Source organism: Pseudomonas sp. Irchel s3a10, assembly GCF_900187525.1.
In the GTDB taxonomy this organism is placed as follows: Bacteria; Pseudomonadota; Gammaproteobacteria; order Pseudomonadales; family Pseudomonadaceae; genus Aquipseudomonas; species Aquipseudomonas koreensis_G.
Window position 1 is genome coordinate 371,972 of the sequence record NZ_FYDR01000002.1, and the last position, 25,085, is coordinate 397,056.

Below are 25,085 nucleotides of genomic sequence, written 5' to 3' on the forward strand. Positions count from 1 at the left end.
TTCGAAGATTCCTGTGGCACGGCCGAACTCCTGTGGTGAGGGGATTTATCCCCGATGGGCTGCGTAGCGGCCCCAAAAAATTGTGAGCGCTGCGCACTCAATCGGGGATGAATCCCCTCGCCACAGAGAACCTCTTAAACCAGCCATGTTGAGACACGCCATGACCGAAGCCATCCTGCTGGAACGCGAACGCGGTTTGCTCACCCTGTGGCTCAACCGTCCGGACAAGAAAAACGCCCTGACCCGCGCGATGTACAGTCGCCTTGCCGAGGCCCTGAAGCAGGCCGACAACGATCCTGAAATCAACGCCGTGCTGATCACCGGCGGTGCCGAGTGCTTCACCGCCGGCAACGACATCGCCGACTTCATCCAGCAACCGCCGAGCGATCTCGACAGCCCGGTGTTCCACTTCATGCTCAACCTGCTCGAATGCCGCAAACCGGTGATCGCCGCCGTGGCCGGCGCGGCGGTGGGCATCGGTACCACGTTGTTGCTGCATTGCGATCTGGTCTACGTCAGCCGCGATGCGCGGTTGCGCATGCCATTCGTCAACCTCGGGCTGTGCCCGGAGTTCGGCTCCAGCCTGATCCTGCCGCGTTTGCTCGGGCATGCGAAAGCGGCGGAGCTGTTGCTGCTCGGCGAAGGATTCAGCGGTGAGCAGGCGGCGCAGTGGGGCATTGCCACCGAAGCATTGGGTAGCGGCGCTGCGGCGCTAGGCAAGGCGCGGGAGATGGCGTTGCGTTTCGATGAGCTGCCGGTCGAAGCGGTGCGCATCAGCAAGCAATTGATGAGGGCGCCGGATCGCGAATTGATCCGTAAGGTGATCGAGGAGGAGGGCGCACTGTTTACCCAGCGCTTGCGCTCGCCGGAGGCGTTGGCGGCGCTGACCGGGTTTATCAAGCGGCACTGAGATCTTCGCTGATCTGGACGGCCTCATCGCTGGCCAGCCAGCACCCACAGTTTTTGTGGTGGATGCAAAATCTGTGATCGCCGCGAGCCTTGTGGGAGCTGGCTTGTCAGCGATGAGGGCAGTATAGACGCCGCATCTTATAGCTCAGAATGCAAAAAGACCCGGCATTCACATGCCGGGGCTTTGATGAGTCAAGACATTAATCCGCGTGCAATAGGACGTCTGCCTAAATCACCATCATCGGGGAATGACGACATTATGATTTTTTCATGAGCAATAACTGAGCTGTAGTAGGAAGGAACTATTGTTTGTCTGTATTCAAACCAGCCCCCATTGCCATATTCTTCATCGTGAGCGCCGTTGGCTAAAAAACGAGTAACCGCATAATGGTTCAGTTCGCCTTTTCTTGTAATTCCTGTAACCAGAAACTTTCCACTAGAAAGAAAGTCCGCTTTGGAGAAGTAAGTGTCTTTTGAATTGAGCCGGAAAAAAACGGGTTCTCCGCCGTTGAATTGGATATTGGTGTGGCCATTTTCTTCGAGGCTGATTAATAAACCCTCATGGCTGGTCGAGCCTCTTTCAACTTTCGCACCCAGACAGAGGATGCGATTGTTGGTTTGATTTGTCGTGCTTGAAAGAGTGAAGTAGCTGTTTGTATTACTGGATTTTATTAACTTGAATCCGTCCGTCTGAAAGTCAGTGATCAGTTGTCCATTTTTGTCGTGTTTCACCAGAACGATGGCTTCAGGGATGCCCATGTACTCGTGGCTGACGATGCCGGCGCTAATGTAGTCGCCTGTGCTGGTGACCGTAAGGCTTCTAAGCAGAGTAAAATTAAATTTGTCATGAGCGACTTTGATAAAGCCAGTTTTATTAAATTTTGTGTCAAGTTTTCCATCTTGGGTAACTCGGATTATAAAGCTGCAGCCTTTAAAGAAAGAGCCAGACTCATGGAGTAACAAAAGACGTCCATCGGCAAGCATCATTGAGTTGGAAGTGGAAGGTGTAGTTGTATTCGATTTGGGATGTTTGAGTAGTCTCGAGTCGGCGATTTTCTGACGTTTTTCATTGTAAGCGTCTTTGTTTGATGAAGCCTCACTTACGTCAGGGGTATAGAAAATGAACGCTCCTTTTTCGCCAAATGTCTCATCAATTGTGCCGTTCAAATTAAGACGGATTATGGCTTTGTCGTATCTCGGACCTTCGTTGTAGTAACCCATTTCTCCGCTCACCAGGATTTTTCCTTCTGAGAAAGCAATTTGCTCAGCGGGAAAGTCGACTCGATGAGTGCCAATAGTTTCGCTATAGAAAAAACCGTTGTTGCCGAAGTTCTCGTCGATAGCGCCACGCTGATCAAGACGGGTGACCGTGTAGAACGCGCCATGGTCGCCGTACGCCTCGCCAGCGACGTAAATCATGTCATCAGGCCCTACCGCGACCACGGTTGAATGGTATTTCGGATAGTCAGGAAGCGGTGAAGTCAGATACTTAAATCCGTCTTTACCAAATTCAGGATCAAGCTTGCCGGACATAAGTGAGGAACTCGACTGTTGGGAAGTCATGGCCATTTCCTTGAGATGAGGAGCAACAATGTTTACCGGAATTACTCAGGGCATCGCCCTTCAGTTAGGCAAGTACCGCAAGATCATTGGATATCCAAGCTCCTCGTCTCTCAACACAAAGGGAATGGCGCTCACGAGGATTTTTTCATCGGACTGCAAGGCAATGCTGGCCATATACGTTCCTTTTCCATCGGTTGGCAGAGTTTGTTTGACGTAACCCTCTCCATTACCAAAGTTGGCATCCAGTGTCCCGTTGCTGTTAAAGCGGGCCACGACAAGCTGGTGAGTCATGGGCGTGAAAGTGCCTGTCGACCCCACGACGACAGACCGGCCGTCCTCTTGAAATGCACCGGCCTCCCACTGTGTTTCCTTGGCCAGGGCCGTCAGCAACGGTCGACCCTGATTGAATTGAATGTTCGGTTCACCATTGGGCTCGGAGCTGATCAGCAACGCTTTGATATCTGAAGATGTTCCCGCTTCACCAACCCCAAGAATCCGTCCATTGTGCTGTCGCACAAGTTGTTTGAATTCTGATGCACGTATATCGAACACCACGAAACCATTTTTCATCCAGCCAAACGATTCATCGGGCTTACCATTATCATGTAAGCAGGCAAGCATGGCATGATGACTTGATGCGGCGAGCGTCAAGCCTCCAACCACATATTTCTCTTGCGTATCGTCAACCAGCAAGCTCTGCAACAGACTCGTTGGATTATGAGGGTTTTTGATATGGATGAAGCCTGTAAGGGAGAAAGTTGTGTCCGGAGCTCCCTGCGGCGTCAGGCGTATGATCCATCCATAGTAATGAATAGTGAGAATCTTGCCGTCACGCAAGATCACCATACCCGTCTGGTCAGCGGCGGAGTTTTTCAGAACTTCAATTGGTTGCGTGGATAGCGAACCGAGTTCCAGACAAACCTGGCCATCTTCGCCAAAGGTTTTATCCAGTGATCCATTTGCTTCCAATCGGTAAAAATACGAAAAGTTGGTAGAAATAGACGATTTGGATTCGGCGTTAACGATAATCCTGCCATCTTGCAAAGCAAACGAGGAAAGGCCGGAAAACTCGGGAAGCGGGTGTTGGAATAAACCGTTCTCGCCATAATCAAGATCAGGATCGCCATTTAGATCCAGGCGGCCCAGGGTGAAGTAGCTGGAATTGCCTTTGGAGGAATGCCCGCCGAAATAGATCCAGGAATCCTTTACCAGCAGTTGTTTGATATGGATAGTTCCGTAGTCCGGATTTCCGTTGACTATCGTCACAATTCCTTTGTCGCCGAAATTGGTATCGAGCATCCCGCCGTAAGTTTTTTGACTCGTCATTTTTTCGACCTCGTGCAATTGCAGAAAAAGCAGGTCGTCAGTTCATTGCACGATAGAAAAGCGTAAAACTCTGAAGATTAATGATCGGACGAGTTTCGATTAAAAGCTTCCATCGTCAGTGGCACAACTGTCAGGTCTGACAGTTGTAGATTCGCCCAACAGGTGTTAACGGGTAATAAAAAAGCCCCGGCATTCGCATGCCGGGGCTTTTGGTTTTCAGCGAATCACTCAGACCTGTGGATCACCAACGTGCAGGATCTTCATGCCGTTGGTGCCACCGGTGGTGTGGTAGCTGTCGCCCTTGGTCAGGATGACCCAGTCGCCTTTTTCCACAACGCCACGCTTGACCAGTTCGTCGATCGCTTTCTGGCTGACTTCGTTCGGGGCCAGCGATGCCGGGTCGAACGGCACGGTGTACACGCCACGGAACATCGCTGCGCGAGCCTGGGCTTCGCGGTGCGGGGTGAACGCGTAGATCGGCACCGAGGAGCGGATGCGCGACATGATCAGCGGGGTGTAGCCACTCTCGGTCAGAGCGATGATCGCTTTCACGCCCGGGAAGTGGTTGGCGGTGTACATGGTTGCCAGGGCGATGCTTTCGTCGCAGCGCTCGAATTCCTTGCCGATACGGTGGCTGGAAGTCTTGCTTGTCGGATGCTTTTCAGCGCCGACGCAGATACGTGCCATCGCCTGAACGGCTTCCAGCGGGTACAGGCCGGCAGCGGATTCGGCCGAGAGCATCACGGCGTCGGTGTAGTCGAGCACGGCGTTGGCCACGTCGGACACTTCGGCGCGGGTCGGCATCGGGTTCTGGATCATCGACTCCATCATCTGGGTCGCAACGATCACCGCTTTGTTGTGGCGGCGTGCATGCAGAATGATCTTCTTCTGAATGCCCACCAGCTCGGCGTCGCCGATTTCCACACCGAGGTCGCCACGGGCAACCATCACTGCGTCGGAAGCCTTGATCAGACCGTCGAGGGTTTCGTCGTCGGCCACGGCTTCGGCGCGTTCGATCTTCGCCACCAGCCAGGCAGTGCCGCCGGCTTCGTCGCGCAGTTGACGGGCGTAGTTCATGTCAGCCGCGTCACGCGGGAAGGACACCGCGAGGTAGTCGACTTCCATTTCGGCGGCGAGCTTGATGTCGGCCTTGTCTTTTTCAGTCAGGGCCGGAGCAGTCAGGCCGCCACCGCGACGGTTGATGCCTTTGTGGTCGGACAGCGGGCCGCCGATGGTCACCACGCAGTGCAGCTCGGTAGCGGTGGCGGTTTCGACGCGCATCACTACGCGGCCGTCGTCGAGCAGCAGCTCATCGCCCACGCCGCAGTCTTTCACCAGATCCGGGTAGTCGATGCCGACCACTTGCTGGTTGCCTTCGGTCAGCGGATGGCTGGTGGAGAAGGTGAACTTGTCACCGATCTTCAGCTCGATGCGCTTGTTGGCGAATTTGGCGATACGGATTTTCGGGCCTTGCAGGTCACCCAACAGGGCGACGAAACGGCCGTGCTTGGCCGCCAGGTCACGCACCAGCTTCGCGCGAGCCTTGTGCTCGTCGGGGGTGCCGTGGGAGAAGTTCAGACGGGCGACGTCCAGACCAGCCAGAATCAGCTGTTCGAGAACTTCCGGCGAGTTACTGGCCGGGCCAAGGGTAGCGACGATTTTGGTACGACGGACGGACATGCAAAGACTCCTGAGTTCAAGCGCTAGCAGAGGCTACTATGCTCTTGGGGTGTAGTCATTGTTCGTTTGCACTACTTATTGTTTTCTTTATTGAACGTGGTTTTTTTCAACGACTGTGACCGGCAACCGCTACCGCTGGTCGGTACTGGTATTTCTTACAGGTGGCACGCGGTTTTTCGATCGCTATACAGATTGAATCCCGCCAATGGTGGCGGGGCTGCGAGGCTAACGACATGACAGCTGAAAAAGAAACACGCCAGGCGCTGGAACCGCCAGTGATTGAAAGCCCAAAAGATGGCGACACGCCAGGTGTCCGTTTTCGAGTGGAGGGAACAGGAACACCCGGAAATTCCGCGGTCGCCTACAGCACCAGGGATCCCTTGAATCCGCTGTTTGGCCAATTGATCAGTAGCAACGGAAGATGGAATACGTTCCTGGATCTGAGCAAATTCGGTTTTTATGTCGTTGAAAGAAGCGCGGACGGCGCGGTTTCGCCAAGGTCACCAGTAGTGACCATCCATCTGGAGTCAACCCCATCTACACCGAAGGGCGATGCCAACCCGCCCGAGGACGCCCCGCACTGATACCACGCTGACGAGAGCGGCATTGAAGATTTTTCGCGCAAGGTCGATACAGAGCTCAAGACAGGAGAACCTCCCCATGCGATTGTTGCCCATTGCCGCCCTTGCCCTCAGCGTCCTCGCCGTCACGGGCTGCACCCGTTGGTCGATGAACCATCATTTGAACAACGCCTACAGCGCCTACGACCGGGGCAATTGCGAGCAGGTGATGCTCGAACTGTCCAAGGTCGAACGTGCCAGCCGGGCCCGGCCGTATGTGTGGCCGGAAGTGTCGATGATGCGCGGCCAGTGCCTGGAACGGCAAAAAATGTACATCGACGCGGCGCAGACCTACCAGTTCATCATCGCCTCGTACCCCAACAGCGAATACGCCTTCCGCGCGCGCGCCCGCCTGGAAACCCTGCAGAGCCTGGGACATTACCCGACTCGCAGTGCAGCGGCAGTACCAAGTCCGCAACGTTTCTGATGCTGGTTGTCATACAAACGCTGGCCGACTGTACAAGCTGAGCTATAGTCCAGTGATCCGGTTCAGAGCCTGATTTTGGGCCGGGGCAACACCTGCGACTGGTAGAGGTTGAGGTGATGGCGTATTGGCGACCGTCACACCGGAAGCGGGGAGAGCGCGTCTGCAGGGCAGGCACGTTCCGAAGCAAAGGTGCGGCTCTGTGATGGAGCCTTGCATGGCGTACTGCGCATGTTTACCGATCGTCGAATTGAACGGCACCAGTTGCCGTACTTCCTGCGGGTGTACAACAGCGTCACCGACAAACCCATCGGTTTTCTGGGCAACGTGTCCGAGGACGGGCTGATGCTCATCAGCCAGTTGCCGATGATGATCGGTGTCGATTTCAGTCTGCGTCTCAAACTGCCATTCAGCGACGGCTGCCAACAGGTCATCGACCTCACGGCGTGCTGCCTGTGGTGCCACGAAGACGCGACGCCCCTGCATTACGACGCCGGGTTCAGCCTGCAGCGTCCGCCCCCGGAATATGCGCAACTGGTCGAGGCGCTGCGTCAGTACTTCAGCTTCCAGCCATTGCCGGCCTCGGCCTGACTTCGGCGACGCTCGCCTAATTGCTATCGCGGGCAAGCCCGCTCCCACAGTGTCCGGGGTTGATCAAAGAATGTGTGCACACCACAAATCCCTGTGGGAGCGGGCTTGCCCGCGAAGGCATCAGCCCAGACAACGCTTCTCCAAAGGCTAACCCACAGCAATCGCCCGCTCACTGTCCAGCGTCTTCTCCGCCAGCAACAATCCCATCTCGCTCAACTGATAAATCGCCATCGCCAGATGCCGTGGTTTGTCTTCCAGGCTGTCCGCCAGATCCAGCAACAGAATGCTCACCGACGAAAAGGTTTCGTAGGTCTGGATGGCGATCGCTTCGGGGTTGATGTCAGGCGCGACCCGGAACATCTGCATGCCACGATCCACTGAATTGCGCGAGGGCGGTTCGGGTTTGAGGTAGTGGTCGAGGGCGCGCTCGGCGGCTTCGTGGAGCTTTCGTGAATCGGCGGATTCGTAGGGCGAGGTATCGGCAGGATTTGTTTCGGGCGGATTAGGGGTTGCTTTGAACATGGTGATTTTCCCTTAAGTGATGCCAGCACGATCTCGCGACTAAACGAGAGGGTGGCGGCTGAACGCAGGTTAGTCGACCGGGGGAAAGCGTCACCAAAAACCGGCGCGCCCGAAGGCGCCCTGCGAACAGCCACCATCGAGTGCGGGGATAGGGAATACCCGACTTGATGACGCTTATGCACATTGGTGAACCCCCGGGCGACTAAACCCGACCACTGATTGGCAGCGGCACGGACCACGTTACGGGGCATCGGCAAAGCGCACAAGCCGGCGGATTCTGGCGGATCTGTAGGCAAAGGCGCAAGGCGTTGTAGTTTGCTGCGCGTGTCGAAGTAGGGCGTGGAAAGACTTAGCTGTTCTAGTAATCAAGCAATGTTTTTTTAGATGAATTGGATCTTTTGGACTGTCAGTTCTGACAGTGGTCGCGTGCAATGAGCACACGTATGTTGATCCCACAACGTGAGCGACCCATTGCCCGGAGCATTGCCGACATGAACGAAACCGTCGAGGACGACGAGAAAGGACGAGCCTGGCTTGATACCGAAAAGGTTCAGACCACTGTCGCTCAGGTCACGAAACTGGCAGACGGATCACTCAAGGAACTGGGCGACGGAGCGCAGTTTTCCGAGGTGTTCTGGGCGGATGCGGTCGAAACATCGCTTTACCAGACACACCCCAGAGTGCCTCAGCTGCAAACTCAAATGGTGTGCCGGTACAAGTTCGAATCAGGCCGCATCTATGTGAAGACCTTGCGCTACCACATGACCACACGGGGCGCCAATAAAGATAGGGCAAACATAGATTTGGGCCTGCAGGCCGGTACATGGGTACGCAAGAACTCACCTGACAGCATGCTGCAAGATAACCGGTGGCACGATTATGTGGAATATGTCGACTCCCCGCTCGGTCCTCCTGATTTTGGCGTGTCGCTGGCAATCCGGGTTAACTACGACGGAGAAAACAACGATGTTGAACCCCACGAAGGGTGGGGCCTTGATATCTACCCAGCACAGAAACCGATTATCGAGGTTCCCACTTCCGGAACCTCGATCGATGTCGAGAAGCCGTTCACTGTATCCGGTAGCAACGGGCTTGTCCCCGGCACAATTCATTTGAGGTGGCAGTTCAACAATGCTGAAATTCCAGTGGGTACTGCTCCTGTCCAGAACAACGGGGGGTGGAATACCTCCATCGTGTTGCCGCCCGGCGTTTTGGATTTCTACGCCGTACAAATCATTGGCAACCAGAACTCCGGTAAGTCCAATACCGTTACCCTCAAAAGGTACGTGGCACCACGTATCGACTCTCCGGCAAACACTGCGGTACTCAAGTCGGCCAGCGGATTGCTGATCAAAGGCCGAGGCACGCCAGGCAATGTCATCGATGTGATGACCCCGGGGGGCGCCGTGTTACACGCCACGACAACCGTCAAGCCTGACGAAACGTGGGAAGCATCATTCAACCATTCCAACTACCCTGACGGCGGTCGCGTCGATATCACGGCTGGCCACAGAGACATGAATGATTGGACCGCTGCGCAATTCTTCACCTTGCTTCTGCAGCCGACAATCACGACGCCATCCGAATCAGCGGTGACCGATCCGAGAGGTCCGATAGAAGGGGGGAGGGCTGTTCCAGGTGCGACCGTCGAAGTCCTCAAGGATTTCGAACATTCATTCAAGGTCGGCCAGGGCATTGCTGATGCCAACGGAGGATGGAGGGTTACAACGTTCACCCGCGACATGCCGCCGGGCCGCTTTACGGTTGTGGCGCGCCAAACGGTACCTGGCGGCACTTCGGATGTGAGTGTGGCCCGTTCGTTCAAAGTCCGCCCCCCAACACCGAGCACAATCAACTTCACCTACCCGTCCCTCACCTCCATCGAGTTTTCCGGCGCAGGTTTTACCGGCGCCACGGTCGAGATCACGATTGTCCGAGGTCCGACTGGAGCTACGCCGCCACCTGCCGTTGTCGTGACCGCAGGCAGTTGGAGAACGACTTCACAGTACTGGCCCATCGGCGACTACGATCTGAAGATCGTGCAGAAAGTTGACGACAATGCTGGTGGCTGGATTCCCTCGCAGGAATACCATTTCAAGGCCTCATCAAAGCTTCCACCGCCCTCTGCTGTGAGATACACCAACGACCTCTACACTCCGACATTCATCGGCGAAGGTATTGCAGGGGCATCTGTCGAGGTCACCGACAAGGCGACCGGCGCTGCGCTCGCTCCATCGACGCAGGTCACGAATCAGGGCTGGTTGACCCGTGCCTTCGAGGCGTGGGCACCGGGTTCGACCCGCACCGTGCGTGTGGTGCAGAGGCTCGGTGCGGCGGTGTCGGACGCTGTTGAGCTGGTCATCAATATCGACCGTTTCCCACCGCCGACCGAGCTGGCTTTTACCGTTGTCGACTACAAGCCGCGTATCACTGGCAGAGGGATAGCCGGCGCCACAGTGCAAGTGACGGACAAGCAGAGCGGCGCCGCCATTGCACCACCCGCGCCCGTGACGGGCCAGGGCTGGACGGCAGAGGCATCGACACCCTGGCAGCCGAATACCAGCAGAATCGTCCTGGTGGTGCAGTCCAGAGACGCTTTCGCCTCCGATCCGGTGGAAATGACCATCTCTGTGCCGCTGCTGGCACCCATCATCACTGCCGTCGAAGACGATGGACTCTCGCCGAAAATCTCCGGCACCTGCTGGCCCGGCGCGACACTGAGCCTGAAGTACAGCGACAGTGCGACCGAGCACAAACCTGATGGAAGCAGTGGCACATGGACCTTCAAGCGCGACGCCGGGTTTGCTCCGGACGAGCAGCACACCGTGACGGTGATCCAGACCGTCGCCGGGCACCCGTCGCCGCCAGCATCGCAAACGTTCTCGGTCAGCCCGGAGAAACCGGTCATCACCGCGCCGGATGAAAACGCAGACACCCACTACGACATGAACGTGCGCGGCATCAACGGCTATAACGGTGCCACATTGCAACTGCGGGACGCGCAATTCGGGCGGAATCTGGGTGAGCCGAAACGGCTGACCGCTCATGGCGACTGGTTCATCGAACTGAAAAAACTCGAGTTCCGCAAATACCAGATCGATGCCGTGCAAACCATCGCGGGCAGACCCTCTCTGCCCAGTGCTGTGCGCAGTTTTTTTGTCGTGCTGGTGCCGCCGGTCATCACGGTGCCGCAGGAGCATCAATCGCTGGCGCGCACCTCAACGCTTCGTGGCACCGGCGAACCCCTTGGCCACGTGACGATCTGGCGTGAAAGTCCGAGCGAAATCCTGCTCGATAAAATCTCGATAGGCGCCAAGGGCGATTGGTTTGCCGACGTAACGTTGCCGGTCGGCAACTACAAGGTGAAGGCCCGGCAATTCTTCGACAGCCATGAGTCGAAGGAAAGCCTTGTGCGCAGTTTCAAGGTGGTGCCCGCCGCGCCGGTTATCGAAAGCCCCGGGCGAGGTGTGCACGTCGGTCGTCGGGTTGTTGTGTCCGGCTTCGGCTACCCCGGTGACACAGTGCTGGTGACGCTGACGGGCAGCAAGGGTTCGGTACGCGCAAGCGCTCCGGTGCTCGAGGATCGTACTTGGTCGCTGACGCTTGAAACGGGGCAGTCCGTCGGCACTGCGCAACTGGTGGCGGTGTCCTCGTGCGATGGTTTCGAGTCTGCCCCCTCGGCTGCACATCCAGTAGAGCTGGGCACTTACCTGCCCGCTATCGATGAGCCGACGCCGGGAAGCTGGAAAGAAAATCCGCTTCGCTTCCTCGGTAAAGGCCGCACGGGCGTGGGGCGCGTGGTGACCTGGTACGACCCTGATCAAGTCTTGAGCGAAGACATTGCCGTCACCGATCAAGGCTGGCGCGGCGAGGCATCGCACGCCTTGCGTCCAGGCGGCCACTGGTGCCGATTCCAACAGACCGTCACCGACGCTGCGGATGGCTCGACCAAGTCCGACTGGGTTGAAAGCGAGCGTTTCGAGGTGATTTCGATTCCACCGGGAGCAAGACCATGACCGAGCCTGTGATCCGTCCAGTGCAGCAGTTGCTGAGACAAGTGTTCAGCGATGAACAGCGCGAAACCTATACCGAATTTTGCAATTACCTCGAAAATGGCGGTTCGATTTTTCCGCTGGTTGAGCAAGGCGTTCAGGGGCTGGTCAGCCATTACCGGATGAACCCCGACGACGCGCGGGCCTTTTTACGAAGGGCCAACAGTCTGGCGGTGTTTGTCCGGCGCCAGTTCATCGAACATTCGTTGCGCGCTCCGCAGGCCCGGGTCACGCGCCCCGACAGCGGTCTGTTGTCGATGGTCGCGGGGCCGAGCTACGAGAGTTTATTCTCGACCAATTTCGATGGGTTGTGCCCACCGCAGGCCCTGGAGTCAATCGCATCTCCGGTGGCTTACCTGATCGAGTTGTTGCGCTGGATCGAGGAGAAAATCCACGCCATTGGCGGCGAGGAAAAACTCGATTTGCATGAGCGCCGTCGGGATCTGAAAAAGCTGCTGGTCGACTTCAATGCCGTGCATCAGGCAGTGTCGGCGCTGGACATCATCGTCCCGGTGCTCGAAGCGTTTATCGAGGAAAACGATAGCGCTCCGGATCTCGAAGAGGCACTGATCCAGACCCGTTACCCCAATGGCCTGCCGTACTACCAGCATTGGGTCACGCTTGATTTTGTCGCCCGTGAACATGGCCTGTCGGTGGGTAATATCGCCCACATGGTGGATCTGGCCTATCCCTATTTCCTGCAGCCTGAGGCATGGGACAACGATGCCGGGCGCGCCTTTACCCATGCGTCGCGGCTGGGGCCTTATCAGCGTGAATTGCTGACAGAGGCTCCGATAAAAACTGGCGATACCGACGCAAGGGACGAATATTACCAATGCAACTTTGGAGCACCTGGGACCGATTGGCTAAATCTCAATCAGGTGAAATTCTTTGGCGAGCGGACGGGGCTGGACACCCGGGATATCGAGGCGTTGCTGTCGATTCGCGAATTCGCCCCGACGCGTTCGGCCAATGTAACCGTGTATGACAGCGTGCAACCGGGTGCTGACGAGAGCCAGCGATCCGGCTCGGTCTATCTAAACGCCGCGACCATTCCGGCGCTCGACATTGATTACAGGGAAGACAGCGAAGCCTTTCTGCATCGTTTGACACAAGACCCGACCATCATTGACCGCTACGAACGAATGAATCGCAAGTTGCGCCTGGATCGATGGCTGGAGCTGCCCAGCGAGCAGGTGGATGCGTTGTTGACGGCGGCGATCAGGGCAGAGGCCCGTCATGCGACACCGGCAAATCCGTGGTGGATTTCTACCCATCAGGTGCATGCGCTGGGCCTGTTTCAGTCGCTGCGTGAACGCTATGGCTGTTCGGCAGAGGATTTCGCGGCATTTATCGATGAAATCTCGATTTACGGGCGTGCCAATGCCCTGTCACTGTTCGATCGCACCTTCAACGGCCAGGGCAATTATCGCCAGCCCCTGGTGCTGGACGGCGCAACGTTTGCGACGCTGCCGGCGCAGGGTGTCGCGGAGCTGACAATCAGCCAGTTGTGCAGCGGATTGGGCATCGATCTGCAGACTTATGCCTACCTGGCAGTAGCGATCGAACGGGCGCACGGGTTCAGCGGCACGCTGAGGCGCACCACGGCAGTCATATCGAGTTTCTACCGGTTGGTGAAGTTGCCACGGTTGCTGGGGATCACCCCGGTCGAAGGCGTGCTGATGCTGACGCTGTTGGGCGGCGAGAGCTGGGTCGACGGGCTGGCAGGTTTGCCGCGGGTGCACGCACGGCTCAATAGCGAAACCACACCGGACGTGCTCAATCTGATGTATGCCCTGCACTCCTGCGTGTCCTGGTGCAAGGATCGCGAACTCCCCGTGCTGTGGATGCTGCAGCAAGTGGCACCGCTGCAGGCCCTGGCGGTTGCCACACAGGCTGAGCAGCAGTTGTTCGAGCAGATCCGCAACCTGCTGCCTGCCGCGCTGTTCAACAATGCCGGGCTGTCGATGGCTGGCGTTCCCTCGCTGGAGGGGCTGGACTGGCTGCGGTTGTTGACCGAACTGGTCGACCCGACAGGTCTGGTCATCGACCTGCAATTACCCGAGACCGACTACCTGAGCCTTGCCCGGCTAAAGTTCGACCAGGCAATCAGGGAGGGGCTGGGCGAAAACGACGCCAGTGTGCGGGGCATTCTCGTCGAGCGAATGCTCGGCGTGCTGTTGAAGGCGCGGGAGGCGCAGGTCTCGGTCGCCCGGGAGTGTCTGGCGGTGTACACCGGCCTTGATACCGAACGCGGGTTGCTGATGCTGACCTGGGCGCAGTCCACGGTTTATCAGTTGTTGTCGCAGGTCAGCGCGCGTGCCGATGCAACTGAGGCACTCAGTCCCGCTGCACGCACCGCAGAGCAACCCGACCCGCTGCTGAGCTTGCTGGCGGATGTGCGACGTCGCAGTGCTGTGGCGAGCAAGCTGGAACTGTCTGCGGTGTTGCTCGAAGACTTTCTGCAATACGGCCACGAGGCCTGGATGGCTCAGGACGATCGGTACCTGCTGTCGATCCGCACCCTGTATTACCTGACCGCACTGGGACGGGCCTTCGAGTTGAGCGAGCAACCGGCCGGCAAACTGCTCGACTACCTGCGTCAGGTCAACGCATTGCCCACGCCCCTGACAGGCCATGCGCTGCGGCTGGCACAGGAAGCGGCAGCGTTGCGGCTGGCGGCGTTTTTCGACTGGAGCGTGCAAGAAGTGCGTGAGTGCGTCAGTCGCATCGACCCTGCGCTGAAGATCCTCAAGACTTTGCCCCAGCTCGATTTGCTGATGCGCATCCGCGTGTTGGCCCGGCACAGCGGCATGGACGCCCTGACGATTTTTCTCGTGGGAAATCTGCCGGAGGACGTAGACAAGGACGCTTATCGAATTGCCGCAGAGCGCGCGCTGCTGAGCCTTTCAGATAACCGCGAATCGGTGGTTGCCTTTGCCGATGAGGTGGCGCAACCACTGGTCACCATGACCTGTGTTGTGGACAAGACCGAGGTGGTGGCCGGTAAACCCGGCGAGAAAGTCCTGTTGACCGTGACGTTGACGGACGCCGATGACAAGCCACTGAGTGGCGTCAATGTGTACTGGCAAGTGAGCCTCGGCACGATTGTGGCCAAGCCCACTGAAGTCAATGGAACGGTGACGGTCGAGTATCTGCCGGGCGAGGTCATGGGGCAGGAAACGCCACTGTTCTGGCTTGACCTGATCGACGCGCAACAGGCTCCGACTATCAATATCTCCGATGACGCCGTGACGCTGTCCTTCCCCGCACCATTAACTGCCCAGGTGCCGCAGCAGCCGATTCCGGCGGGGCAGGAAGTCGAGCTGTACGCCACGCTGCGCGACGCCTATCAAAACCCCGGGCGCAACCGTCTGGTGCGCTGGTCCGCCGAACCTGCGAGCGGCAGTAGCGGCTCGGTGGTGATTCGCCCCGGGCAGAATTACGCCGACTTCGAGGGTGTTACACGGGTTTACGTGTCGAGTTCCTCCGGCGGCAAGTTCATTTTCAGCGCGCATTGCGATGCCAGCGAAAGAGAAACAGTTTTTGACCCTATCACCTTCACCGAAGCACTGACTCACCAATGACCGTGTTGGTTGACGCAGCGTTCACCTCAGGATGCAGGACAAGACCATGACTCAACGCAATCTGGCTCCATTGTTGGAAAAACGCCGCGCAGCACTGGTCGATTACTGCATCGGTCAGGCTGCCAGGACCCGCTACGCCTTCGTGAAAACGCCGCAGGATCTGTTCGAGCTGTTGCGCATGGACCCGCTGGATAACTATCCGGTGCAAAGTTCGTGGGTCGCCGAGGCGACCAGTTGTGCGCAGCAATTCATTCATGCGGCGTATCGCAAGCTTGAGCCGGGCTATAAAAACAAGGCTTTTCCGGCGCAGGACCTGAAACTCTGGGAGCTGTACAGCAATTACCCCGACTGGGCGGCGCTGGCGTTGATCGCGGTCTATCCGGAAAACTTCATCAACCCCTTCGTGCGGCAGCGCAAGACCCGCCTGTTCAAGGCACTGGAAAATGACTTGAATCAGGCGCGGCTGACCGGCGATTCGGTGCAGCGTGCCGCGCAGCAATACCTCAAGGCATTCGAGCAGACCTGCAACCTGGATGTCATCAGCGCCTGTCTGGATGGCGACTTGGCAAGCGATGCCACTTACTATTTCGTCGGCCGGCAGCGGGTGCAGCCGTTTCAGTATTTCTGGCGCAAGGCCGACATCGAGCTCACCGCTTCCGGCAATCCGGTCAACCCGGCGGCATGGAGTGAATGGCAACCTGTCGACATTCCGGTGGGAAACAGGGTTCTGGATATGCGGCCGCTGTTTTGGGGCGGGCGCTTGTGTCTGGTGTGGGCTGAGTGGCGCGATCCGGTGGGTATCAAGGGGAGCGAGGGCTACTTGGCCCCCAGACTGGATATCAACCTGGCGTTCATGAGCCAGAACGCAGAATGGTCGGCACCGCTGAGCTTGTATAGCGCTGATCAGGACACCAACAACAGCGACAGGAGCCTTGATTCCCGGCTGATTGCAACAACGTTTTCCGATGCAATTCACCCCAAGGGTCGCCTGGCCGTATTGCTTATCAGCCCGGCGGGTCTGAGGGTGAGCACCACCCGTGATGTGTTCTTTCGTCCGTTGCGTGAAGACGACGGCAGCTGGCTTGAATATCTGGCCAGTCATCGCTTCACCGATGTCCTGACCTTGCAGCATGCACTGACGCCGAAAAATCAGCCGGTGGTCGAGATCAAGAGTGAGACCTCGGGGGATCTGACGGCTTATTACGGGCTGCAGGCGGTGTTTTCGGAGGTAGGAACAGACGACTTTCTGTGGGTTAGAGGCCTGTGCCGGGCGCGGTCTCCGGTTGGAGGCGCGGAGGTCGATTTTACCTTGAAGCTGAACAATCCGGACGGGAATGACCCGACAGAAACCAAAGGCCAGCAGCCCGTCGCGGGTGGTTGGGCTACTGAGTGGATGAAACTGCAACGCGCGAAAGGCGGATTTACCGGGCTGCCCGAATTTACCTTGAGCGGCACAGGCCAAGGCAGCAAGACCTTTACAGTTTCACTCACCAAGATCACCCGTTTCGTACCGCCGACTCTGGAAAAGAACGCGTTGGATGCGGCGCAGTTCATCGGTTTCAGGCAGCCCGGAATGTTGCAGCGCGCGCGCTTGAACTCGCTGTTCGGCCCGGTGCTGGTGCAGTTGAGCAATATTTCCGTGGATGCCGTACTGGACTGGGAGACCCAGTTCCTGGCGGAGCCGCCTCCCGCCGCGGGGCCGATCGCCGAACCGAACGGGGCGTTCGACGGGGCCAACGGTCTGTATTTCTGGGAGCTGTTTTTCCATCTGCCGCATCTGGTGGCGGCCCGTCTGCGGGCCGAGGATCGCTACCAGGAAGCGCAAAGCTGGTCCCATTACGTGTTCGATCCGCAAGATTCGCGAGACCCGGAAAAACCAGGGAATGCGCCGCCGAGGCCTGAATACTGGCGTTGCCGGCCTTTGGCCGCTGTGGGGAATGTGGGCGTCGAAGCCATGCTGCCGACTGATCCGGACGCGATTGCCTATGCCGCACCCCAGCACTACCAGATTCTGGTGTTCACCGAGTACGTGAAGAACCTGGTGGCGTGGGGCGACTGGTACTACCGCCAGCTCACCCGCGATGCGCTGGTGGCGGCAAAACTGTGTTACGTGCAGGCGCAGTTTCTGATGGGCAAGCCGCCTTCCGCCCGGGCAGTAACCCGTTGGCAAGCGCAGACGGTAGAAGCCTTGCTGAACCAGAGCACGAGCCGCCCGGCGCTTGAGCAGTTCGAGCAGGAGCTGCAGTTTTCCCTGGCTGACATTCCTCCAGCCGCCGAAGCGTCACCGTTGATGGGCCTGCTGGCGAACGAGTCGTTCAAACTGCCGATCAATGAGCAGTTGCTTGAGCTGTTCGACTTGCCGGGGCAGCGCCTGAGCAACTTGCGCAACAACCTGACCCTTGACGGTAAACCACTGGACGTTCCGCTGTTCAGCCCGCCCACCGATCCCAATCAATTGTTGCGCGATCTGGCCGCTGGCGGGGTGGGCATGCCACGGCCGATGGGCGGACGTCTGGTGGTGGGGGCCTTTCGCTGGCGCGTCAGCTACGAGGCGGCGTTGCGCGCCGTGCAGACACTGCAGGATTACGGCAGCCAGGTATTGCGTCTGCTGGAACAGCGCGACCGGGCGGAACAGGAAGAACTGCAGCAAGAGCACCTCAAGGAGCTGGGCGAATACGCCCGCGCGGTTCAAGAGCAATCCATTGCCCAGCTTGAAGCCAGCCTCACGGCCCTCGGCCAGAGTCAGGCCATGGCCCAGCAGCGGGCTGACCGATTCAATACCTGGTACGAAGAAAACATCAGCGATGCCGAATACCAGGTCATGGAAAAGCTGCAGGCGGTCAAATGGATGAATGCCGGGACGCACCCGATCAAGGCCGCTGGTGCGATATTGGGCACGCCGCCGACCATTTACGGCATGGCCGTCGGTGGACATCGTTTGGAAAAAATTTCGGATGCCGTGGTCTTTGGTCTGGAAGTCGGCGCGATGCTGTTGCAGATCGACGCGGATAAACAAGCCATCACCGAAAGCTACCGCCTGCGCCGCAGAGAGTGGGAGTTGCAACGAGATCAGGCACTGGCCGAGGTCGGGGCGATCGCCGAGCAGATCACTGCGCAGACATTTGCCCTCGATGCCGCCAGAACGAGTCTGGAGCAAACCCTGCGGGCCAACGGTCAGGCACTGGCGCTCTACAACTACCTGAAGAAACGCGCGACCAACGCAGAATTGTTCGGCTGGCTGCTGGGCCAGCTCAAGGCCTTGCACTATCAGGCTTACGATGCGGTGGTCAGTCTGTGCCTGAGTGCCCGGTCGTCGTTGAGTGCTGAAACCGGCGATTACGAAACCGCTGAGGCCTTGCCGCAGGTCTGGCTGGACAACCGTCATGGACTGACTGCCGGCGAACACTTGCGCGAGTACCTGCTGCGCATGGATCGCCTGTACCTGCAAAGCCATGAGCGCCGTCTGGAGCGGGTCAAGACCATTTCGTTGCGACAGCTGTTCGATGACCAGGTTGATCCGCAGGCGGGATTCTCCGACTGGCCCAAGGCGCTGGCCGAGTTGATCAAAAAGGGCGTGCTGGAGTTCCAGCTGACGCAGTTGTCATTCGATCGCGATCACCCGGGCGAGTATTGCCGGCTGCTCAATCTGGTCGAGGTCGACCTGCCCGTACTGCTCGGACCTTATCAGGATGTACAGGCGACGCTGCTGCAGGTCGGCAGCATGACCGCTACCCAGGCCTCGGCGCGCTCGGTCGAGTACCTGCATCAGCCGGCGGGCAAGGTGGCGCCGGTCGAGGTGCTGTTCAATCTGCGCAGTGGCCAGCAGATCGGTTTATCCGTGGGGATCGCCGACACCGGCATGAACGCCGGCAAACCGGATGAAGGCTTGCTCAACCCGTTCGAGAACACCGGTGCGATCTCGCGCTGGCAGTTGCACTTTCCCTGGCCCCAGAGCGAGCGGCAGGCGCCCATGCTCAAATCACTCACCGACATCATTCTGCGCGTCCGATACACGGCCAAGGCCGGTGAGCCGACGTTTACCCTCGCCGTCAAAGACCTGGTCACCCGGGCGATCACGTCCCGCCAGTCAGGCAATATCAAAGGAGCAGGCCATCATGGTTGAACCCGTCATTCAGGCTAATGACAGTCTGGTGCTCAATGGTGATTTCCGTGAGGCCTTGAGCCATTGGGAAAAGGGGCCGGTTAACAGCCGCTGGGTTACGGTCGTGGGCGAGCCGTACGAAGGCACACAGATCAGGATGCTTTCAGTAGCAAACCTTGCCTCTGCCTTTCAGGACATGACCGTACCTGTAACGCCGAGCGCCGGAGCCAGGTATGTGCTGAGTTTCCTGTATGAAACGCGGCATACCGAAGCGGGCCGCATGATATTCACTGATGAAAGTGGAGCCACCCTTGGAGAAATCCCGTTGCCGCCCGGCAGCCCTCGTAACCTTGAAGAGGACCAGGCACGGATCACTCAAGGGTTGCCGCTGGAATTCAAACCGCTCGAGTACAACGCCGAGCTCGATCTGCCGTTGCAGCGCCAGGGCAAGATTCGCGTCACAGTGGTCGCTCCGGAAAATGCTGATCCCGAGGACTATAACTCTCTGGTTTTGATCACTCGGATTCGCCTGGACTTGGAACTTGAGCCCGCGCGAATGCAGACGGTGAAGGTGGACGCGGAGCAATTGTCATCCGGCAAGCTGGTTCACCTCTGCCTGGGCGCGGACGGGAGCTTTCAGCACCAGCTTGCGTTCGTACCCGACCCCGACAGCCCCTGGCTGCACACCAAAGCTGCATTGGTGAGCGATGACAATCCACAAGGCGCGGTTATCGCAACGCCTGACTGGGGCGTCGATCAACCGCTGGATTTGCCGTGGAACCTGCAGTGCCCGCTGATCGGTGATCAGGATCCTTACCTGTTCACGGTGCAGCTGGTGAACCAGTACACCGCCGAGCCGTATTCGATGCAAGTCTCGCTGGGGCATCACCGGCTGGTGTTCCGTGAGGTGCTGGAGGCCGCGTATTTCCCGGTGCTGGAGTTGACGCAATCGGTGCGTCTGGGGGTGCGAGTGGCCTCCTGGTACACCGGTCAGTTTCTGGCCGGGCGCACGGTGACCTGGACCACCGAAGGGCTGGGGGTGCTGAGCACGACACCGACCGACGCTGAGGGCTGGGCGTATTTCGATTACTTGCCCAATGCTGCAGGCGACATGGTTATCCAGGCCTCGGTAGCGAGCCTTTACTACGCCAGCGGGGTCGAGACCACGACACTGGACGTTCGTGTGCTGGCGAGCGATCCATGGAAGGACGTTCTGGCGGTGGTAGACAGCAACGCCTTGCCCTGGGCGCAGAAGACCGGCTATCCCAACCGTGGCTCGACCTATCAACTGAGCGTGCGGGTGCCTGAAGTGTTACGTGGTTCCACGATGGCACTGCATTGGGATGGCGACAGCGCCGCACAGTTGGGCGTGCAACTGCGCCCGGAGCTGGAAGCCTCGATACCTGTAGGTACAACAGACCTGAACTGGGAGTTGATCTGCCAGGACAAACTCGACGGTCGCTTCCACTTGCAATTGCTGTGTTCGAAGCTGCTGTTGCCCTCCAGCAGAAAACCGATGTCACTGGCGCGCAATCTGGTGCGCATTGGCGACGTTCAGGAGGCCAACAAATTTCCCGTGGTGGACGAAGGCGAAAGTGTTCTGTTGCGGGTGCAGGTGGTGCATGTGGTCACCGGCGGCAACGGCGATCCGGTCAACAATGCACGGGTGGACTGGCAGACTCCCGAAGGCACGATTGCCACCCGATCGGGGATCGGTGGCTGGGCCAGCGTGTTGTATCAACCGAGCCGCGACGGTGAGCTGGTGGTGACCGCCCGCGTGCGGGCGCATGACGAAGCGGTGCCGGTGGAGCGATCGTTTGCGGTCAAGGCACTGCAGAGCAATCCCTGGAAAAACAAAATCAACATCCTGTTTGACGGCAATGAGGTTGACCTGACCGAATTGGGCCTGCTGTGCTGGCGCGGTGAGCCGCACACCTTGCGGATAGAAATCACGCCCGGCAGTACGCTGGATGGAGAGATGGTCACGCTGCAATGGCGTGGCGAGCCGCCGGGGAACGGCTTGATCGTCTCGGATATCGACAAGCCGTTGAGGCTTGGGCCATTGGGGCTGGAATGGCGCTTCAGTTCACAGATCGCGTCGAGTACCAGCAGCCTGTTCAGTCTGGCCTTGAAGACCCCGGGGCTTACCGCGCCCCGGGAGTTGTTCGGTCGGCTGATCTCCACAGAGCTTATGGATGAACTGACGTTGATGCTGGACCAGGTGACTGCGACAAACGCCAGTCAGAGAATGTTTCCCTGCATCGGGGCCACGCACACCTTGCGCTACCTGCCCAATGCCTTGAGCCCGCTGGTGGGCCTGCAGGGGATGTTGATGTGGCTGGGAACCCCGGCCGAAGAGCTGGACGCGAGCGTCGAACCTCCGCTCGATAGTGCCCGGCCACTTGATGACGGGGGGATCGGATGGGCACTGGACTTCAGCGCGAGCGAGACCGCTGGCGACTTTGCACTTGGGCTTTCTTTGCCTGCATTGAACCTGTCCATGACCGCCAACCCGATGCAGCTCGGCCACAACAAGTTGCGAATCGAAGGCTGGCGTGAGTCTGCGGTCGATGCCGTCCTTGGCAAGGATAAAGCCTGGAGCTGGGTCCGGGTGGTCTCGGCTTTTACCAGCCAGGCGGTAGCGCAGGTGGCGGTGCAGTGGACGAGCGCAACCGGCTCCGACATCGTCGCCAGCGATGACCTCGGTTGGTCGGGTTTTGGCCTGCTACCGGGCACGGTTGGTCAGCAGGAGGTGGTGGCCAATGTGCACAGCCCGTTCGATGGCTACGAAGAGCAGCGTGCCCTGACCTTCACGGCGCTTGCCCGTGATCCTTGGGAAGCGGTGCGGGTGCGTTTCGATGGGCATGATGAACATCCATGGGGCAGTCACACGTACTTTCCGCGACGCAATGGCTCACATGCCATCGAAGTACTGCTTCCGGATGGCAGCCCGTTGTTCGACCAGGAACTGACCTTGGGCTTGACCGGCACCGGCCCTGCGGAACTGGGGCTGAGTTTCGAACCTGCGCTCGGCGCATCGCGCCGGCCCTCGGCAATCGGTTTGCGTTATTTCCTGCGTTGCGCCGATCTGAAGGACGGTGGCTTCGCACTGCGTCTGGGAGCGGAGCGCCTCGCCAGCCTGTCACCGGCCAATGCGATGTCGCTGGGGGCGGGGGCACAGGTGTGGAAACTCCTCACCAGTAGTAGCGTTCAGCAAGTGGTGGAATGGGAGCAGGAACTGGTCGAGCAGGTAAAAGTGGTGTCGTCCGTTTCCGGTCAAGGTATCGCCGGGGTATTGGTGACCTGGCGCAACGAGGATCTGGGGACGGTCACCAGTCTGACCGACTTTTATGGTGTCGCCACTGTGCGCTTCAAACCGCAGACGCCGGGCGCGGCGGTATTGACGGCTACGGTGGGAGAGGCGGTTTATTCGGAGTCCATCTCGATCTCGTATTCGCTGAGTGTCCCCCGCGAAATTGTCGACGTCGTGGTGGTGCCTGCGCAGGGATACCCCACTGAGGAAGTCGAGGCGATGGCTTCAGTGATTTCGGCATTGACCGGCCTGCCTCTCGCAGGCATTGAAGTCATGTGGAATCTGCCGGGAACAACGATTGCCAGTGCTCAGAGCGACGCCCAAGGCAGAGCGCGGACAACATTTAAATTGCCATCGCGTAGTGGTGTTCTGGAGGCCATGGTGCGTGGTGGTTTGGGCGGCTGGGATTCTGCTCAGTCGTGGGTCGAAGTCATGGAAGATGAGCCGGTACTGGTGGAGTTGCACTCGGATGCATTGAGCGTCTATCAGGGAGAAACATTACCAATATGGGCCCTTGTCAAAGGTCGACATTCCGGGGGGCCGTTTGAGCAAGCATCCGTTTCCTGGAGCCTTGGTTCACAGATCATTGCACCTTCCGTGACGCAGGCGGATGGCAAAGCGTATCTGATGGCCGAACCCATGGTAATCGGTGACATAACGCTTACGGCCAGCATCCTGGCGGAAGTCGAAAGCAGCCTGAATCTGAACATCAAAGTGTTGGATCCTGCTACGCATCCTGACCATGCCACGATCAGGGATTTGCGCGAATTGAAAAGTCCGATTGACGCGGGCTCGGTTGCGCAGTTCAGAGGCACCGTGGTTTCAAGTGTTTCCGGCCAGCCAGTGCCCGGGCGAGAATTTTATTTCAGCATGAACGGCGAAACCTTCAAGCTAAGCTACACAAGAGCCAACGGAGAGATCATCGCGGAGTACTGGGCTCGTGAGCCGGGTGTGGTCAGCTTTAAAGTGGAAGTTCGAAACCCCGTTGGTCAACCTGAAAAGGCCTCTGCATCTGTTCTGGTAATCCGGCAACCCTAAATAACCCCTGCGCGCTTCCAGTCCAGGTAACGATTGACCAGCCTTATGCTCAATTCGTCGGGGCGCACATCCAGCACCTGAACTGCATGAGCATTCAACCGCTCATGCAGCTCGGCCCGGGCATTGAAGTAATCTACCGTGCCGCAATAGGCCAGTGCTTCGGGCAGTGTTTGTACCGGGGCATTGCGCACGCGGTCGAGGGTTTCCTCGCGCAGGCTGACCACCAGCACTTGATGCTGCTGGCTCAGACGTTTGACGCTGGCGAGAAGGTCTTCGGTGTCCTCGTCACGCAGGTTGGTCAGCAGCACGATCAGCGCCCGGCGCTTCTGCCGGGCCAACAGCTGGCTGGTCGCGGTTGAATAGTCGGCAGGACGCTGACTGCTGTCCAGATCATAAACGGCGTTGAGCAGGACCTTGAGCTGACTGGCACCCTTGATCGGCGCGAGAAAACGCGGTTGCGCGACAGCGAATGTGCTCAGCCCTACGGCATCGCCCTGACGCAGCGCGACATGGCTCAGCAGCAGACACGCATTCAGCGCATGGTCGAAATGCGACAGCTCGCCATCCTGGCTGCGCATTTGCCGCCCGCAATCGAGCATGAACATGATCTGTTGGTCACGCTCGTCCTGATACTCGCGGGCAATCGGCGTGCGCTGGCGGGCGGTGGCTTTCCAGTCGATCTGGCGCAGGCTGTCGCCTTCGCGAAATTCGCGCAACTGATGAAATTCCTGACCCTGCCCGCGACGCTGGCGCTGGCGCACACCGAGCTGGCTGAGCCAGTTGTCCACTGCCAGCAACTGCCCACCGTAGAGCTTTGCGAAGTCCGGGTACACGCGGATCTCGCCGCTCACGGCGAGCAGGCGTTTGCCTGTCCACAAACCGAGCGGGCTGGGCAGGTTGATTTCGCACTGTTCGAAGCGGAAGTGACCGCGCTTGAGCGGGCGCAGGCGATAACCGACCGCGCTGAATTGCCCGGGTTGCAGTTCAATCGCCAGCGGCAGGTTTTCGAAACTCAGGCCCTGTGGCACATGGTCGAAAATCTTCACCGCGACCGGCTCATTGAAGTCATGGCTGAGCTGCAGCCGCACCTCGCTCCAACGGCCGAGTGCCAGGCTGCCGGGCATCTGCCGCTGGATGCGCGGCGAGGGCAGCTTGTTCAGGCGTAGCGCATCGATGATCGCCAGCACCAGCAGGGCCAGGAGCAAGCCCCAGTTGATCGACAACAGCGTGGCGGGCACGTCGATATCGAGGGCTTGCAGCGTGCCCGTGAGGATACCGATGAGGCACAGGGCGGCGAGCCAGATCAATAACAGACGTGAGGGTTTCATGGCGCTGCACCGGTTTGTCTGCTGAAAAGA

The 25,085-nt window shown here is 58.5% G+C and carries 13 protein-coding genes; 8 read left to right on the forward strand and 5 right to left on the reverse strand.

Going from position 1 to position 25,085, the window contains the following annotated elements; all coding sequences use genetic code 11:
* Window positions 1-160 precede the first annotated feature (160 nt).
* Entirely contained in the window at window positions 161-910 is a 750-nt protein-coding gene (locus CKW11_RS07230; protein WP_095137003.1) for an enoyl-CoA hydratase-related protein, read from the forward strand.
* Window positions 911-1,101: 191 nt separating this feature from the next.
* On the opposite strand, the gene CKW11_RS07235 is transcribed toward CKW11_RS07230, so the two are convergent.
* The 3 genes from CKW11_RS07235 to pyk form a co-directional block, all read right to left on the reverse strand.
* Entirely contained in the window at window positions 1,102-2,472 is a 1,371-nt protein-coding gene (locus tag CKW11_RS07235; protein WP_159974164.1) for a delta-60 repeat domain-containing protein, read from the reverse strand.
* Between the two features lie 60 nt (window positions 2,473-2,532).
* On the reverse strand, window positions 2,533-3,798 hold the full coding sequence (locus CKW11_RS07240; protein WP_095137005.1) for a hypothetical protein: 1,266 nt from the start codon (window positions 3,796-3,798) through the stop codon (window positions 2,533-2,535).
* Window positions 3,799-4,026: 228 nt separating this feature from the next.
* Window positions 4,027-5,478 carry a pyruvate kinase gene (pyk, locus tag CKW11_RS07245; RefSeq protein WP_003227610.1) on the reverse strand — a complete coding sequence of 484 codons (1,452 nt, stop codon included), beginning with the start codon at window positions 5,476-5,478 and terminating at the stop codon, window positions 4,027-4,029.
* 233 nt (window positions 5,479-5,711) lie between these two features.
* Between pyk and CKW11_RS27710 the strand changes: the two genes are divergently transcribed.
* The 3 genes from CKW11_RS27710 (at window position 5,712) to CKW11_RS07255 (ending at window position 7,113) form a co-directional block, all read left to right on the forward strand.
* Entirely contained in the window at window positions 5,712-6,062 is a 351-nt protein-coding gene (locus CKW11_RS27710) for a hypothetical protein (protein ID WP_143499949.1), read from the forward strand.
* A gap of 76 nt (window positions 6,063-6,138) precedes the next feature.
* Entirely contained in the window at window positions 6,139-6,525 is a 387-nt protein-coding gene (locus CKW11_RS07250; RefSeq protein WP_095137006.1) for a tol-pal system YbgF family protein, read from the forward strand.
* Between the two features lie 228 nt (window positions 6,526-6,753).
* Window positions 6,754-7,113, forward strand: coding sequence for a PilZ domain-containing protein (locus CKW11_RS07255; RefSeq protein ID WP_095137007.1), 360 nt, complete (start codon window positions 6,754-6,756; stop codon window positions 7,111-7,113).
* Between the two features lie 147 nt (window positions 7,114-7,260).
* On the opposite strand, the gene CKW11_RS07260 is transcribed toward CKW11_RS07255, so the two are convergent.
* Window positions 7,261-7,635, reverse strand: coding sequence for a DUF6124 family protein (locus tag CKW11_RS07260; protein WP_095137008.1), 375 nt, complete (start codon window positions 7,633-7,635; stop codon window positions 7,261-7,263).
* A 491-nt stretch (window positions 7,636-8,126) separates the two neighbouring features.
* Here CKW11_RS07260 and CKW11_RS07265 point away from each other — a divergent pair, with 491 nt between their 5' ends.
* Genes CKW11_RS07265 through CKW11_RS07280 form a run of 4 tightly spaced genes read left to right on the forward strand, consistent with a single transcriptional unit; the run spans window position 8,127 to window position 23,727 of the window.
* Window positions 8,127-11,651 (forward strand): carboxypeptidase-like regulatory domain-containing protein, encoded by a 3,525-nt coding sequence (locus CKW11_RS07265; protein ID WP_143499951.1) that lies wholly within the window; start codon window positions 8,127-8,129, stop codon window positions 11,649-11,651.
* Window positions 11,648-15,274 carry a Tc toxin subunit A gene (locus CKW11_RS07270; RefSeq protein WP_095137010.1) on the forward strand — a complete coding sequence of 1,209 codons (3,627 nt, stop codon included), beginning with the start codon at window positions 11,648-11,650 and terminating at the stop codon, window positions 15,272-15,274. Before CKW11_RS07265 ends, CKW11_RS07270 begins: the two co-directional genes overlap by 4 nt.
* 46 nt (window positions 15,275-15,320) lie before the next feature.
* A complete protein-coding gene (locus tag CKW11_RS07275; RefSeq protein WP_095137387.1) occupies window positions 15,321-19,397 on the forward strand; it encodes a neuraminidase-like domain-containing protein in 4,077 nt (1,358 codons plus the stop codon).
* The gene (locus tag CKW11_RS07280) at window positions 19,390-23,727 is read left to right on the forward strand and encodes a hypothetical protein (protein ID WP_143499953.1); all 4,338 of its coding nucleotides are present in this window, start codon (window positions 19,390-19,392) and stop codon (window positions 23,725-23,727) included. The genes CKW11_RS07275 and CKW11_RS07280 overlap by 8 nt, the downstream gene beginning before the upstream one ends.
* Here the strand turns inward: CKW11_RS07280 and CKW11_RS07285 are convergent.
* Window positions 23,724-25,055 (reverse strand): DUF58 domain-containing protein, encoded by a 1,332-nt coding sequence (locus CKW11_RS07285; RefSeq protein ID WP_095137012.1) that lies wholly within the window; start codon window positions 25,053-25,055, stop codon window positions 23,724-23,726. The genes CKW11_RS07280 and CKW11_RS07285 overlap by 4 nt on opposite strands.
* Between the last annotated feature and the right edge of the window lie 30 nt (window positions 25,056-25,085).